This is a genomic window from Clostridium magnum DSM 2767 (assembly GCF_001623875.1).
GTDB lineage: Bacteria > Bacillota > Clostridia > Clostridiales > Clostridiaceae > Clostridium_AM > Clostridium_AM magnum.
In genome coordinates this window covers 26,606-43,896 of sequence record NZ_LWAE01000016.1, presented here as the reverse complement: position 1 = coordinate 43,896, position 17,291 = coordinate 26,606, and the positions used below count along the sequence as shown (strand labels likewise).

Below are 17,291 nucleotides of genomic sequence, written 5' to 3'. Positions count from 1 at the left end.
ATTTATCATTGAATAAAAAAATTATAACTGTTAGCCTAATAAGTTTCTTTTTGCTATCATTCAATATTAATGTATCAGCTAACTTAAATGTCAGAGATAAGATACAAATTAAAAGTATTTTAGCAGATACAAGTGAAGACAGTTCGCAATTTAATGCTACACTAGTAGAAGGAGAAAACTATGAATTTGATAATAGTGACCTATTAAATTCAAAACAACTTTCAGCTGAGTACGATATTTATTCTGCATTTGACTACGTTACATATGATAGTAAAGGAAATATTAAAGAAACTGCTTTAAATGCCCAGCTCTATTATAAGCAAATATCCATACCATCAGGAGGAAAAGCAGTTGTAACAGTAAAAAAACTTTCTTCTGGGAAGACTTCAATTAAATTTAGTGGAGATAAAAGTATAAGTGTCAAAGAAATCAATGAGACAGCTTTATTTAATGTAAAACTTATGGAAGGTGACAGCTATGAATTTGATAATAGTGATTTAAATAATTCTAAACAATTAATGAGTGATTATGATATAAGTTCAACTTTTGATTATGCCACATATGATAGCAAGGGAAATATAAAAGGAACAGGATTAAATGTACAACTATATATTAATAAAATAACTGTGCCAGCAGGAGGGAAAGCAATAGTAACAGCAAAGAAAATATCTGGGAAAGATTATGAAGAGTTTGCTGGAGACAAGTGGATAAGTGGTAAAGAAGCTAGTAATAAGGCGCTATTTAATGTAAAGCTTATGGAAGGAGATAGTTTTGAATTTGATAATAACGACCTAAATAATTCAAAGCAGTTGATGAGTGACTATGATATAAGTTCAACTTTTGATTATGCTTCATATGACAGCAAAGGAAATATAAAAAGAACAGGATTAAATGTACAACTATATATTAATAAAATAACTGTGCCAGCAGGAGGAAAAGCGATAGTAACAGCAAAGAAAATATCTGGGAAAGATTATGAAGAATTTGCTGGAGATAAGTGGATAAGTGGCAAAAAAACTAATGCTACAGCTCTATTCAATGTAAAACTTATGGAAGGTGACAGTTATGAGTTTGATAACACCGATTCAGAAAATAATTTAACTATATTAACCAATGCTGATTATTATTCAAGTTACAGCTTTATAAGTTATAAAGAGGATGGAACTATATCTATACAAAAAGATAATTGCTATGATACATCAGTAATAGTACCACAAAAAGGAAAAGCTAAAATAACGGTAAATAGAGTATCATCAAGTAGAGACAACATAGAATTTGCAGTATACAATAAAATTCAAGCAAGTAACGATGATGATTTTAGGAAAATTGATGACAAGATAGTAGAGAGAAGCAAAGTGTGGACAGTAAGTTTTACATCAGAAGTTGGCTATGATGATACTACTAAACAAAATGTTTTAGTAAAGGACAGTAAGGAAAATTTGGTTAATGTATCTATGGAGCTTTCACAAGATAAGAAAAGTATTTTAATATATCCACCGCAAGGAGGATATGATGTGGGAGAAAAATATACACTATATATATTAGATAATGCTCATTCAAAAAATAACAAGAATATTAAACATAAAGTAAAGATGAATTTTACTATTAGTAATTAACTAAAATAATAATTGAGGTAAGTTTTAACTTTATACATGCTTTATATAAATAGCTAGTATAAAAGTTAATATTTATCTCCATTTTTTGCTGTAAAAAATCATTTATATGTTATAAAATGATAGTATAATTTGAAAGTTTATGTAAAAGTAGTAATTAATATGACTATAATAAATATATTTTACAAGCAGGTGAAATTATGGAAGGTAGATCAGGTGGATGGATAGAGGTAAATGGAGAAGGCATATTAGGTAAAAAATTAGTAGATAAATCAATTTTTAGACATGGTACAACAATCCCAAAAGATGAAGCACATAAATATTTCAACACTATAAATAGAGAATATCTTCAAAGAGGAGAAAATGAAGTAGTTACCATATTAGTTGATGGAAAAGAGTTTAAAGCATTATTTAGAAATGTCAAATCAGATAAAAGAGATGACACATATCAATTCCTTTTTAGAAAAGAAATCAAAAATTATATAAAAGAAAACTTACCCAAGAGCTATAAATACATATTCAAATACAAAGAAAATCCCAACATAGAAAAGCCCCAAGAGTACATTGGATTTTATAAAACAGATAAGCTAAATACCTTTAGAGTTGAGCTAATTACAGATGATAACTACAGTTTTAAGGAATTACCTAATGAAGATGAAAACATCACTAAGGAAACTGTAGCTGCTGCATCAGAAAACAATAAAGCATTAAAAGAAGAATTTTTTAAATACATTGGTGATAAAGAAGAAAACATAAATAGAAAGTATCAGAAAACTTATAAAATTGTATTACTAATAGCACTTCTAGAACTAGCTGATTTTGAAGGAAAAGCTATATATGAGGATGTTTGTTCTTATATTAAAGAAATATACATTGAAAGACACAAAGAAGGTCTAGCAGTAGAAACTTTTGATTCAGAAATTCAAAAGAGTATAAAAAATTTAGAAATAAATACTGTAAAAAAGGTAATGAATGAAAATCCCTATAATGTTATAAGCGAAAAAGATTATATATTTAAAGAATATGTAGATGAGGTTGAATATTTAAGTTTCAATACAGAGCTTTGGGATGAACTCATTGAGGAAGATAAGGAAGAGCTTAAGGATATTTTGAAGTATAAACTTAATAACTACTATTTAGAAAAAAATCTAGGAGAAAATATGGATCCAAGAAAATATTATCTTTATAACACCGTTTGCGAAAATCCAAATGTATGGCAGCATTGTTTGGAACATGAATGTGCTGCAATAAGTTATATACAGAACTTAGATACTGCTGGTACTATAACCCGGGTAATAAATGTAGCCAAACAGATAAGAATTGGTGACAAAATAATTGCTTATGCAAAACCCCAACAAATACTTGCAGTTGGAGAAGTAATAAAAACGTATTATGAAGAGATGGACAAGAGTAAATTTGTTTATAATGGCGTAAACATGGATAAAGCTAAAGAGTGCAGAACTTATAATCAAAGAATAGGGGTTAGATGGACCAGTGTTTTAAGTCATCCGCTATATGTAGACAAATTTGATAAAAGTATAGAACAAAAAAACACTCTTGAAAAAGCTAATAGTGCTTTTGGTGAACTAACGAAAAAGGGTTTTAACGACGCAGAGAAACTTATTAATAGTATTTTGTTGAAGAATGATTCAAGACATGAAGGTGTTGTTAATGATGTAACTGCAGATCCTGAAGAAACTGATAAATTAGAAGAAGCTATATCAGAAAAGATTTCAATCCTAGAAGAATCAAATTTTCAAAGTAAGGATGTAATAGACTACATTTACAATTATATAGCAGCAAAAGGTTATGAATACAGCAGGGATATTATAAAAAATCTATACTTATCCTTAAAAACTAAACCATTTGTAATCTTATATGGAATCTCTGGAACAGGTAAAAGTAAGTTAGTGGAGCTATTTGCTGAAGCTATAGGAGCTTCCAGGGAGGATGGAACTTATAATTTAATACCTGTAAGACCAGATTGGTCAGATGCATCTGAATTGATTGGCTATAGAAATATAGAAGGAAAGTTTCAGCTTGGAATACTTACAAATATAATCAAAAAGGCTATAAAACATAAGGAAATACCTTACTTTGTTTGTTTGGATGAAATGAATTTAGCCAGAGTGGAATATTACTTCAGCGATATATTATCCATAATGGAAACAAGAGATAAGATAGATGAAGAAGTTAAAACAGACAAGCTTATAAGAAAAGAGCTTTTTGCTGGAGATTTAGAAGCGGTAGAAAGATTTGAAGCTTTATATATACCAGAGAATCTATATATAATTGGTACAGTAAACATGGACGAAACCACCTTTCCTTTTAGCAAGAAGGTATTGGATAGAGCAAATACTATTGAATTCAATGAGGTCGATTTGGATTTTGACTTTGATAGAGATGAGAATGTAGAAGCAGCTAAGATTTATTCTAATGAACTCCTTTGCTCAGAATACATAAAGATTGCTCAATGCAGAGAAAAAAAGGATACTGCTAAAGAGGTTATAGATGAACTTAAAACTATAAATTGGATTTTAGAAGAATGTGATATGCAGTTTGCCTACAGAGTTAGGGATGAAGTAGTCTTTTATGTAATTTATGCAGTAAATGAAGAAATAATGGATTTTCAAAAAGCTCTAGATTATGCAATAAAACAAAAGATACTGCCTAGAATTGGAGGCAGCAGTGGTGAAATAGAAAAATGTCTACTTAAACTATTTATACTTTTTTCTAATATGAATAAAAGTAATTTTGCCTCTGATTACATAGATGAAGATACTTTAGATAAAATGTTCAAGTATTTAAAAGAAGATAAAAAAGAACTTAAAGAAGGCAGTAAAGAAAAATCTTCCTGCAGATATCCTATATCTTCTGAAAAAATACTAAAGATGCTTTGGAGGTTTAATAGAGATGGATTTACAACCTTCTGGTAGAGGAAAAGAAGAGCTGCTATGTTTGGAAACAGATAAAATATACTTCACTATAAAAGGTAAAAACAGAAATTCAGAAATAAATGAGCAGGACACAGACAGCAAAGGCTTTAAAATAATTTATTCAGAAGAAGGAAATGAGTTAGTCATTGATACGGAAGAGGCTTACTTCTTTGAATATGAAAATTATGAATTAATAATAGAAAAGAAAGACAGAGATACAGAAATAAGCTTCTATCATGCAAACAAAGATATAAGAAATAAAATAACTAAAAACAGGAGCGGCAGCTTAAGCGGTATTGTAACCTTTAGAGGAGAAATAGGGTATTCTGACTTAATAATAAAGGTTAACGGCAAAGAGCATCTGATTATACAAATAGAAGTATTTCCTACAAAAATAGATTATAGAAAAGATTATATGGCTATTTTACAGGACATAAATGAAGAAATTTATAATTTGGCCTTTGATTTTCTTAAAAGAACCTATTCTATGAGTGGATTAAGTAAAAATAAAGGAACAACTTTAACTGAATATTACAGTATTCTAACCTACATCTTTGAAAAACTTAAAAAGGAATTGAATATTATTACAGCCATACCGCATCACTCCCTAATTAATGAAAGGAAAATTGCTCCCTATCATAAAATAAAAATGTAACCAATGAAACAATAAAATGGCTTGAAAAAAGACCAGAAAAGCTTATTAGAAAAAGAGACAAACTTCTACCTGTAGAGGCTTTGCAAATTAATAAGAGAGTAACTTTAGATACCAATGAAAATAGATTTTTAAAGTATATTATTAAGGGCATTTTATTTAAGCTGAAGGAGCTTAGAAAAAGATATCTGCTATTGGGAAGAGGAGTAGATAACTCATTTATTCTACAATTAGAAGCTTTTATAAAAGAAATGAATAAATACCTAACCTCCACATTTTTAAAGGATGTAGGAGAATATGAATTTAGAGAAAACTCGTCTATGGTCTTTAAAATGGCCTTAGGTTATAAGGATGTTTATAAATATTATTTAATGCTTCAGAAAGGCTTAACCTTAAAAGGAGAATTATTTAAGCTAAATATAAAGGATCTTTCTGTATTATATGAATACTGGTGCTTTATAAAGATAAACGGAATACTTAGAAAAAACTATACCTTAGTTTCCAATGATACAGTAAAGGTAAATAACAAGGGGATTTTTGTAACTCTGAAAAAAGGAGTAGAATCCAAAGTAGTTTATGAAGACCCTAAAAACGGAGAAAGATTTGAGCTCTTTTATAATTCAAAAATGAAATCGGAAACTGTAGGCCAAAAACCAGACAATGTTTTATCTATAAAAAAAGTGGGCGGAAAAGCAACGTATAACTACATATTTGATGCTAAATATAAGCTGGACAGAGCTGTAAAAGATACAATATATGAATCATGTAACAAAAATCCAGGGCCTGAAGAAGAAGACATTAACACCATGCATAAGTACAGAGATGCCATAGTCTATGAAAATAAGAAAGAAGGAAGACTGGAAAACAACATATTTGGAGCCTTTGTGATTTTTCCTTATAACAATGAAGAAGAATATTCAAAGCATCCTCTATACAAAAGCATAGAAACTGTAAATATAGGAGGAATCCCCTTCTTACCAACAGCTACAAAGCTTATGGAAGAGTTTTTAAAGGAACTTATAGGAGAATCACATCTGTCTTCCTTTGAAAGAGCTTTGGAGCAAAGAGGAAGAGAGTATTATATTAAGGAGTCTTATTTTAATGATAGAAGTGTGCTTGTAGGTACGCTGTCTAGTAAGGAGCAGCTAGAGAGTATTAAGAAGTATAAGTTTTATCATACGCCTCTTAAAAATGTTGATTTGAATAAACATATTGTGAAGACTGTAGCTATAGCTCAGTCAAAGAATTTGTTTAAGGAAGAGGCTGGGATCTTGTATTATGGTGAAGTTGTAGGGTATGAGATATTGAAGAGGAAGGATATAGTTGAGATACCTGAGGTTAGTGATAAGGCGGAGGAGCTGTATATAAAGTTTCTGTTGGAGGATTTGAAGGAGTTGGATAGGAAGATTGAGGTAGAAGGGTATAATGTGCGAGAAATTATGTATACTACGGAGTTTTTGTTGAGGAATAGTAGTAGGGTTGAGGAGCTTGGAATAAGGACGAAGGATGAGTTTAGGGAGTGGTGGGAGTTGAAGAAGGAAGTTGTGTGGGGAAGTAAGTGAGAGAGAATTAGGAATAGAAATATTTATAAGCCAATTTATTGTAGGTTTTCCTAATTCTCGAATAGAAATATCTAGATAGGCATTCATGTAATACTATTCCCGAAGATTATAATGAATAAAATTGGCAGAAATTTATGGTGAACAAAGGATGTTTAGAGCTTAACAGATGCGGAAGAAGAGTTACTCGCAAGAAAAAGGTATATAACATCAAGAAAAGATGTTAAGAATATTGATGAAAAAATTATTCTTTCATAAAAAAGTATGAACTTTAAAATACAAAGGAGTGTAAGAGAAATATGGATTATTTAAAAGAAATCTTTAGCATTGCAAATAATAAATTTTTAGCTAAAGAATTATCATTGATAAAGTCTGATGTATCAGAACGATGTATATGTGCTTCTTTGAAACCATTTATAGAGCATGAAATACAAAAAAAATTGAAATATCAAAATTATTATGTTGATGTCGAATATAATAGAAATGCTGGTCATGTCAAGACAATTATTAATGATAAAGAAGAAATTATAAAGATTACTTGTGATCTAATAGTGCATAGTAGAGGGGAAAATGAAAATGATGATAATTTAATAGCTTTAGAAATGAAGAAATCCTATCGTGCACAGAAAGAAAAAGATGCAGATAGGAATAGGCTAATAGCTTTAACTAAATCTACAAGTACAAATGAAATTTGGTCATATGACGGAAAAACTTTTCCAGAACATGTATGTGGATATTCTTTAGGGGTATATTATGAATTTGATATATTAAATGAGATAATAATGATTGAATATTATATAAATGGAAAGTTGGTAGAAAAATTCCACAAAAGATTTTTAAATATAAAAAAATAAAATATTTAAAAATCTTTTGTGGAATCATTTGAGGTTTACAATTACATATGTATTTTGTATATATTGCTGGTACATAGAATATATATCATAACCATAGAAGAAATTATTGAATTTTGAAGATATCTGCTCAAAGATGAGATGATAAGCTATTATGTATAAAATAAATGTTAAAACTTAAGAACCTATATTTTTTAACAATATTTATTAGGGGGAATTGCAAAGTGCACATAAGTGAGATTAGGGAAATTAATAACTATCGTAATCTGTCAGGTAAGCAGATGAGTTTTGATAGAAAATTAAATTTTATAATAGGAGAAAACAATATAGGTAAAACTAACATCCTAGAACTGATCAATGTTATATTTGCCATTGGAAAATTTGATGAAAATGATTTTTTTAATATATTAGATCCAATTGAAGTTAAAGTTACCTTAAAATATGATGATTCAGAATTGGGGTTTTTCGAAAATAATTTTGATATAGAGGATGAACATGCTATTACAATAGTTGCAAGGCAAGATTCTGTAGACCAAAGAATTGAATATTATCATGATACACCGACTAAGCCTGTAATAAGTGTGTCAGTTATCAAAAAATTAAATATTTTATATTACTATGCTCAAAGAATGCCGAGCAAAGAAGTTGATTTTAGAAAGACACAGGGTTCAGGTAAAGTTTTGAATTATCTTATTCAGCACAGCTTGGAGCAAAGCGGTATAGAGGAAAAGGACATTATTAAGAAAACAAAATTAAGTGGAATTGTCAAGGGTGTAAATAAGCGGATAGAAAGCCTTAATTCTATTACAGGAGATTATGTAAATGCTTATATTAATGAAAGTGCTGATAAAATTATTAGTAGAATATTAGAGCTAGGAGATCAAAATGGACGAGCTTTAAACTCTCTTGGAGAAGGAATTCAATATGCATTTAATATTTTGTTACAAATAATAGAAATTATCTATAGTGTAAAATCAACCAGAAAACCAGAAGATTTTGTTGATAGGTTAATTGAAAATGAAGATGGAGAAAAATTATTTCCATTATTTATTGTATTAGATGAGCCAGAAATTCATCAACATCCATATAGACAACGGAGTTTAATTAAAAAGATTCAAGATCTTGTTAACAACGGAAACATGATATTTTTAGAGCTACTAAAAGTATTATTTGATATAGATGGATTAACAGGACAAATATTTATAGCCACTCATTCACCTAACATACTATTAAATGATTACAAGCAGTTTATAAGGGTTTATAAGCCAATTGGAACAACAAATAATAGTCTAGAAATAATATCTGGAAACAAAATTATTTTAGATGATAAATTATATAAGCATTTATTACGTAGCTTCTTATATCTAAAGGAGGCTATGTTTAGTAAGTGTATTGTATTTGTTGAGGGGGATACTGAAAATGGAGCTATACCTGTTTTTGCAAGAAGAATGGGGTTAGATTTAGATGAAAAAAATATAGGTGTTGTAAAACTTGATGGTGCTGATAGTGTAGAAAACTGTATGAAGTTATGTAACAAATTTAGCATAAAAACAATAGCTGTAATAGATAAAGATAAAAAGAATAAGTATAGTCATTTGCCAGATATTTATTTTACAAGAGAAAATGACTTTGAAGAAGATGTCTATAGCAATTTTAAGTTGGACGATTATTTGAAATACAACAAAAACATGGGAATGATTAATGGCTTTATTGGAATTTTAAAAAGGCATGGCATTACATTTGATGTACAAAGTTTTAAAAGTGATCCATCAACATGTGTTATAAATGATGTATTACAGAAAGATATAATGAAGGAAATTCGTACAAATGAGTTAGCAAAACTAAAAGGAACTAAAAACGCATCCAAGTCCATAATGCTAGCGGAGCATGTAACAGTTATTCCAACATCATTTCAGAGAGTTATTAAGATATTGGAAAAGGAGGTGAAATGATGGGGTTAAGGGAAGATATTGAAGCAAAACACTCGGGAGATGTGAAGCAGTTAGAATTTATCTTTTCAACTGATAAAAGAATTATTGTAACCGCTCCGGCAGGTTGTGGTAAAACAACAGCAATGGTAAGTAAGATTGCATGGGAACTCAGTCAAGGGAATGTTCCAAGAAATAAGAAAATATTGGGTATGACGTTTAGTGTTCCAGCAGCAACAAAAATAAAAGATGCCGTGAATGATTTACTACCTTCTTTAATAGGAGATTGTGAGAGAGAACTAAACAAGGTAGAAGTGGCAAATTACCATAGTTTTGCTACAAAGTTACTCTATAAACATGGATATTTACTAAATGAGGAACTTATTAATTTATCAGAATTTCAAATTATTGCTGAGTTTAATGATATTTTAGATTCGTATTTGATTTCTTCAGAAAGAAATATATTGAATGATTTTGATACAGCAGTAAAAAATTTAAATTATGATAAAGTAAAAAGGCTTATATCGTCATATATAGATATTTTACAAAAGAAGTTGTTTCCTAATCTTGTTATTACCTACAACGGTTTATTGTTATGTGCTATTAAGTTATTTGATATTGATTCAATAAGAAAATTTTATAAGCAGTATTTCAGAATTGTTATTATTGATGAATTTCAAGATACCAACTATCTTTCATTTCTATTTATAAATAAGTTGATTGGAAATAATAAACTATTCCTGCTAGGAGATGACATTCAGAAGATATATGGCTTTTTAGGAGCAATGAAAAATATATTTTCTGCTTATGCTGAACAATATGAAATGAGAGAAATAGAATTTTTAAACAATTATAGATTTGCTAAAAATTTAAAAATGAAAGAGCTTGATAAATTTATTCGTAGTTATGGAACAACATATGCACCATCGACGGAAACGGCAAAAATAAATGTAAATGTTTTTGATAGTGAGGTAAAAGAAGCAGAGTCTATCCTAGAAGGAACGAAAAAAATAATATCTAGCTCAAATGATAAAGTAGCGATACTTGTAAGGGCAGGCTATCAAGCAAAATCTATTGTTGATGTATTTGATGATAATAATATCCTATACTTCAATGCAATATTCAATGACAATGATCAAGAATATATTAGATTCCATCAAACAGCTTTGAAAATTATAAATTCTATTACGGCTGGAAACAAAAGAATTATCAAATCTGTTCTAGAAAAGTGCAAAAGAGAAATAAAAGGATATAAAAGTGAGATATGTTCTAATCCTAAGAGAGAATTTATTTTTGATTCACTATATAGATTGCTAGATGTGCTATTTACTCAATCCTTAAATATTTGCCATTCATCGCAAGAACGATATGAAAGAATAGCATTTATCTTAAATAATAATAGTTTAAAACATATGATGGAATATATAGATGATCCTGTATTTATAACAACTATTCATTCTGCAAAAGGACTTGAATGGGAATATATAATAATTCCTAAAATGATGTGTAGTCAGTTTCCATCCTATGGTGGGGTGTGTAAGCTATGTATACAGCATGGAAGCAGAAACAAAGGGGGTAATTACTGTAAATTTACTTTTGGCAAAAATATGAAAAGAAAATTTAATGAAGAGATAAGTGTTTTTTATGTTGGTATTACAAGAGCTAAAAAAGATGTATTTATAACGGCTAATACAGGAACTAATTCGAACGGATTTCATAATCAGACAAGTTGTTTAATAAATTTACCGGGATTAACTTGTGAGAAGTATAAGTGGTAAATAATTAACGGCTAATAAATTTAGTACGTTCAGTATTACTGTCGGGAGATGCAAATAAATTATTAATAATTTGTTTTGTTAATATGGAATCTCTGGAACAGATAAAAGTAAATTAGTGGAGCTCTTTGCTGAGACTACAGGAGCGTACAGAGAAGACGAAACCTACAATATTAATACATTCAAGATCGGATTAGTTGGATGTATCAGAATTAATAGGATATAGAAACATGGAAGGGAAATTTCAGCTAAGAATACTTACAAATATAATTAAAGTTTACTTTTGAAAGGGGAAAAATAATGAATGTATTAAATAATACAAAATTAAAAGTTAATTTTTTAAATGTTGGACATGGTGATTGTGCTATTATTAAATGGGATAATGGACTTAGGCAAGAACCTTGGATTTGTACAATTGACTCAGGTAAGGATAAAAAACAACTTGAAGATTTCTTGTTAAAAAATAGTATTAGTCGCATAAATTTAGCAATAACGTCTCATTTTGATTTAGATCACATAGGCGGATATTTTGATTTAGACAAGAAGATTAAGATTGAAGAATACTGGTCTCCGTATACCCCAGCCTTTAAGAAAAATATTTGGCTTTTCGGTGATAGAGTAAAAAGATCTATAGAGAGAGCGGAAAAATTAGAAGAAGAATTGTTAAGTAGAGGAACAAGTTTAGCATCTCCACTTGAAAAACTTATATATTGTCCTGTAGAAGGATTAAAAATTAAAGTTTTATATCCAGCCTATAAATTATATGAAAAATTACTATCAAACGAAGATATAAAATTTTTGTTTGAAAGCTATCCGACTCCTTTGAATTGGCTAATAGAAGAAACAGATGAAACTATTAATTATGAAGATATCAATTCACTTCAACGAGGTTTAAATAAAAGAATAAAAGGAAATTTAATTACACGAAACCTAGAAGAAGAAAAAATAGAACTTGAACAAATGAGTAAAAGTAACTTTATTGATCAAAGAATAAAAGAATTGTGGTCGCAAAAAACTAAAATTGAACCTGAATTCTTTGGTAATCATGTATTGAATGATACGAGCATAGTTTTGAAATTTGAAGTTTGGACAGGAAGCAGGTGGAATACTTTACTCTTTCCAGGAGATATTCAAAATTGGCTGTATTTAATAGCTAAAAGGCCAAATGATTTAGTATCAGATATCTATAAGGTATCACATCATGGTAGCAACATGTATCTTGCGCAGGAAATTAAGTATGATGAAATAATTCAATCTATAAGACCTAAACTTTCAGTTATTAGTGCAAATGGACAGTATAAGTTGCCCAAAACCAAAGTTCGAGATGCCATAACACGTTGGTCAACTGCGTTAGCATGTACTCAGCATAAAACTTATGATACTATGAGCTTGAATAGGATTATATCCTCTAAAACAGATTGTTGTCATAATCAATATTGCTGTAGTAAGCATTCCAAAGCTACAAATAGTAAAAATTTAGGGGTGAGCGTAGAAATAAAAGACTCGCAAATGAAAATTGAACCTCCACCTTGTATGCATTCGGCATATACTTCACCTATACCAATAATTCAGCTTGAACAACATTTAGTTTCTGATAGTAAAGTGTTAACTTACTTGAGTGAAAGGGAAATTAAAATTCATACTGAGTGGCTCAAGGAAAAGTTAACCCAAATTTATAATGATAGAAAAGCAAATAGTAAATATAAGGAATCTAAACTAATAACTATACATGAAATAAGGGGACTAGCTTTAAAAGAATGTAGATTTTTAACAGAAAAACAAATTAGTCAAATCTTAGAATATGGATATTCTGAAGGAAAATTTTTATCATATACATCTGAAAAATATGGAGTATATATTTGGGATAAAGTTTATCGTAGACCAACAAATGCTGAAATCACTAAGATAGCATCTAGTATTTGTAAAAAGGATATACTTATTTCTTCTGCAAAATATTTAAAGGGTGATATAAATACTTTTTTATTAGGAATTGATAGAAAATTATTTTGTAAACAAGTAGAACAAAAAACATCATATCCTAGTTTACTGGTGGATGATTATATTTGGCCGCAAATAATTGAAAAACTTGTTTTGAATTTTAATGTTTTATACTTACCTAATGAAGATGAGAAGACTATAGAAAATATATTAATAGTTTTAGTTAATAAAAATATTAATTATAAAGATTATATGAATCAAATAAAAGAAAAAATAGTAGAAAGATTAGAGAAAGAAACGAAAGAATTGGCTTGTGAAGGATACGTAAGAGAAAAATGGGGGATACCTAACTACGATAAGGATGTCATTAATGATTATTTAGTTCAAGAGTACGTAAGGAGTTTAAAATGGATGCCATTATCAGTAGCTGGATTAAGTAGTTATTATGAAAAGTTTCACAATAGCCTTGATTATAATTTAGAACATCAAAGTTATCTTCTTAGAATAGATAAATTACTTGCATCAAAGTATGATTATGAATATGTTAGTAGTTTTTTACATTTATTTTAAAAAAATACAGATTATTAGCAAATTTGCTGTTCTCATTATAACCACGAGGGGACGTAAACAATTTGGTTTACTAATTGAAGATAGTATAAAGTTTTATAGATAAAATTTAAGAGAAACTCGAAAAGAAGAAAATCATAAACTAATAGAAGTGTTTGTACAATATCTAGAAAAATATTATGATTTGAATGGTGAAGATCAGCAGAAAGTGAAAAATAGATTAAGAAAAATGACTATTAAAATTTAGAAGGTAGTGATAAAGTGTGTAACAAATCAGGAGCTCCTGCTGCATTTAGAGGGTATAGGCTTCAAAGTTTATATATAATGTACAGGATATTAGAAGGAAATAAGAACTTAGTTTATTGTCCAGAAAAATCTGAAGACCTGACAATAGTTAATGTAGACACTAATGAAGAAGTTGAAGATATTCAAATAAAAGCTCATGCTAGTAATAATTTATCACTAAAAGATTTTAATATAAATAAGCCAGAAGGCTTTTTTAGAAGAATATTAAAGTATAAGTATAGCGAAAATAAACCTAAAGTTTTAATAGTAAGTTTTGATAAAGTTGGGCCTGAATTATCGGGGGCTTTTAAAAATAAAGATGATAAACATATAAAATCTATAGCAAAAAAGCTTAAAGAAGCAAATTTTGAGAAGGATGATATAAATTTCTTTTTTGAAATTATAAAGATTTTAGAATGTAGTGAGGAAGATTTAAAGAATAAGATACAGGAGAAACTTATTAAAAGTATTTTTTCCTGTTCAGTAGATACCATATTTGACAACTTAAACGCATGGATTTATGATTGTTCTGAATTTAAAAAAAGTATAAATCAAGAGTTGTTAGATAAAAAAATATTAGACATAGGTAAAAATTCTAATGCACAGTTATATTATAATGAAAACTGGTTTAAAATAATCCAAAGGCTTGAAGATGAAACTGAATTGGTAAATGAGAAAGACTTTTATCAAGGAAGCATTACGAAGTTTTGTCATATAAATAATAATTTAGATATTAAGAGATGTAATTGGCTAGAAAAAATAAATGAAAAACACAATAAGCATAATATAGTTATAATGCATGGTGCATCAGGTCAAGGAAAGAGTACATTAGCTTATAGATATATGAAAGACTATTTTCCTAGCTATAGAAGATTTGAAATAATAGAGAAGGGTATTGAAAATACAGAAAAAGTATTGGAAATAGCTCAGTGCATTAAGGGAGTAGCAAATAACATTAAAGATTATGACATACCAATAGGTTTTTATATAGATATACCTCCTAGAGAAATTAAATGGATAGAGTTGCTTAAAGAAATTGTAGGTGTTAAAGGAATATATATTCTTATAACAATAAGAGAAGAAGATTGGAATAGATCTGAAGGGGAAACTGATAACTTAACATGGGAAGACTTAGAGTTGACCTTTTCAAAAGAAGAGTCAGAGGATTTTTATAATCGATACATGAAAGAACTTAGAAATGATAAATTTTTGAATTTCGAAGAATCATGGACAAGTTTTGGAGGAAAAGGACCTTTATTAGAATATGCATATTTCATAAATAGTGGTATAACTTTGAGAAAGAAAATAAAATTACAAATAGAAAAAATAGAGAAAGAGAAAAATGAAATTAGTTTAGACATACTAGAAATGGTATCTTTAGCTTCAACTTATGACTCAAGAATAAGCTTGAAAAAACTCGCTCTATTTTTAGGAAGATATAATAAGGAATGTTTAAAATATCTGGAAAATGAGTATTTAATTATTACAAACAAACAAGATAAAACTGTTGAAGGGTTACATTTTGTAAGATCACAAATAATTGTAGCAAGTGAGTCCAACATGTCCTCACTAAGAACCCTGGGTAGAAAAAATTTCCACCCAGGGTTTCTTGTGAGCAAGGCTCACTTGCTACTGCTTAAATGAAGCTTTAGAAGAGTTTAGCAGCAGTGAAACTTTTATAAGAAACTTTAAAGATGCAGTGGATTTAAGAACAAGGGAATATTATATTTAAGGCGAAGTACAGTATAAAACTTACTGTGCTTTTTTGTTGTATAGGATTTGAATATGTAGGTAATTATACAAATTTTTCACTTTATATGTTAAAATGTAAATAAAAATTGATTTGATAATAAAAAATTCTGTTTAGGATAAAGTAAAGATTCATAGAATTATAAAAAAAATTGGGAGAGAAACGAAAATGATAAGGTATAGTGCTAATTATGCATATACAAATAACAATTTTGTTATACAGAATATAGATTCAAAACATATAAATGAGAAATACTATTCAATAATTTGCATAATGAAAAATCTATTACAAAGAGGAATTCCAACTAGATATTCTAAATTTTTAGAGGAAAAATTAGGTGTAATTGATTTAATAAATTGTAAAGAAAAAATTTATTTTATAGATAGAGAATCGCCAAAGTGGATTAATACCATTAAAGGTGATGATAAGAATAACTACTTTCCTGCCCTAGACTTTTTTAAAGATAAAATTCCTAAGTACTTGGAAGAATATGAGTTTATTCGATGTCTTATTGTTCCAGAGTTTAAGATAAGTGAAATTGTTGGTAAAGAAGAAAAACAATTTGTAAATCAGCAGGTGGATTTTTATTTACCTCAAGCAAAGCTGGTTATTGAGATAGATGGAGGACAGCATAAGGATGAAGCTATCAAAAAAAACGATGCTGCAAGAGATGAATATTTGACATCAAATGGTATTGTAACTATCAGAATAAATACTGCTGACTTGGAGGAAGAAAATGAATGTTTTAAGAGCAAAATTAATTTAATAAAACAAAGATGTTGCGACTATGATAAAAATTTAAAACCTTATTTATATTATTACTTTAATCAAGATAATTATAAAGATAATTGTAAATGGAATATAAATATTAGAGCTACTGCTGTTATAAGATTTCAGATAACAATCCTTAGTTTACTGGAAGTTGGTATAATAAATTTAGATGATAAAAATTGGAATATTGAAATTAGCAAGTGAGTCCAACATGTCCTCACTAAGAACCCTGGGTAGAAAAAATTTCCACCCAGGGTTTCTTGTGAGCAAGGCTCACTTGCTAAACCTTTAGCAAGTAGGGCGTTGCACGCCCTACCAAGGTACCAGATTATTATCGAATTTAAAACAGATAACTTACTGTGTTTTGACAAAAGTTGAGGAGAACCAGGTACCTTAGTGTGAACGAAGCGAGCACTTGCTCACAAAAGGAAAGGCTACTGGAGAATATACAATAGCCCAATTCTTAACACAACTCTAAATAATAAATATCTTGGAAGACTTAACTATAAAAGCATTTCCAATGGATATCAACTAATTCATAATTCTTAATCAACTGCTGTGTAGCGAATGGTACGCACAGTTCTGAGAGGTTGCTGAAATAAAATAATTATTCAGCTCCTACTCGGTTCTTAGAGTTATATTCTGAATTTGTGTATATTTTCAATA

At 28.9% G+C, this 17,291-nt stretch carries 9 protein-coding genes and 1 pseudogene; all 10 read left to right on the top strand.

The genetic code is table 11. The features are described 5' to 3' along the window. Positions 1-8: 8 nt before the first annotated feature. The 10 genes and pseudogenes from CLMAG_RS28905 to CLMAG_RS28860 all read left to right on the top strand — a co-directional run bounded on the left by CLMAG_RS28905 (position 9) and on the right by CLMAG_RS28860 (position 16,829). A complete protein-coding gene (locus tag CLMAG_RS28905; protein ID WP_066630841.1) occupies positions 9-1,616 on the top strand; it encodes a hypothetical protein in 1,608 nt (535 codons plus the stop codon). A 197-nt stretch (positions 1,617-1,813) separates the two neighbouring features. Continuing rightward, the gene (locus tag CLMAG_RS28900) at positions 1,814-4,549 is read left to right on the top strand and encodes an McrB family protein (protein ID WP_066630839.1); all 2,736 of its coding nucleotides are present in this window, start codon (positions 1,814-1,816) and stop codon (positions 4,547-4,549) included. After that, a pseudogene (locus CLMAG_RS28895) lies at positions 4,527-5,509 on the top strand (DUF2357 domain-containing protein); the annotation flags it as partial. The gene CLMAG_RS28900 and the pseudogene CLMAG_RS28895, both read left to right, overlap by 23 nt. 12 nt (positions 5,510-5,521) lie before the next feature. Further along, positions 5,522-6,763 carry a nuclease domain-containing protein gene (locus tag CLMAG_RS28890; protein ID WP_423231103.1) on the top strand — a complete coding sequence of 414 codons (1,242 nt, stop codon included), beginning with the start codon at positions 5,522-5,524 and terminating at the stop codon, positions 6,761-6,763. Positions 6,764-7,059: 296 nt separating this feature from the next. Further along, complete coding sequence (locus CLMAG_RS28885; protein ID WP_066630833.1) at positions 7,060-7,614, top strand: hypothetical protein; 555 nt, start codon at positions 7,060-7,062, stop codon at positions 7,612-7,614. Between the two features lie 221 nt (positions 7,615-7,835). Next, positions 7,836-9,563 carry an ATP-dependent nuclease gene (locus tag CLMAG_RS28880; protein WP_066630831.1) on the top strand — a complete coding sequence of 576 codons (1,728 nt, stop codon included), beginning with the start codon at positions 7,836-7,838 and terminating at the stop codon, positions 9,561-9,563. Next, a complete protein-coding gene (locus CLMAG_RS28875; RefSeq protein ID WP_066630829.1) occupies positions 9,563-11,317 on the top strand; it encodes a UvrD-helicase domain-containing protein in 1,755 nt (584 codons plus the stop codon). Before CLMAG_RS28880 ends, CLMAG_RS28875 begins: the two co-directional genes overlap by 1 nt. A 297-nt stretch (positions 11,318-11,614) precedes the next feature. Continuing rightward, positions 11,615-13,822, top strand: a complete 2,208-nt coding sequence (locus CLMAG_RS28870) for a ComEC/Rec2 family competence protein (RefSeq protein WP_066630827.1) — start codon at positions 11,615-11,617, stop codon at positions 13,820-13,822. Between the two features lie 258 nt (positions 13,823-14,080). Then, positions 14,081-15,748, top strand: coding sequence for a hypothetical protein (locus CLMAG_RS28865; protein ID WP_066630825.1), 1,668 nt, complete (start codon positions 14,081-14,083; stop codon positions 15,746-15,748). Between the two features lie 274 nt (positions 15,749-16,022). Next, the gene (locus tag CLMAG_RS28860; protein WP_066630821.1) at positions 16,023-16,829 is read left to right on the top strand and encodes an endonuclease domain-containing protein; all 807 of its coding nucleotides are present in this window, start codon (positions 16,023-16,025) and stop codon (positions 16,827-16,829) included. Positions 16,830-17,291: the final 462 nt, after the last annotated feature.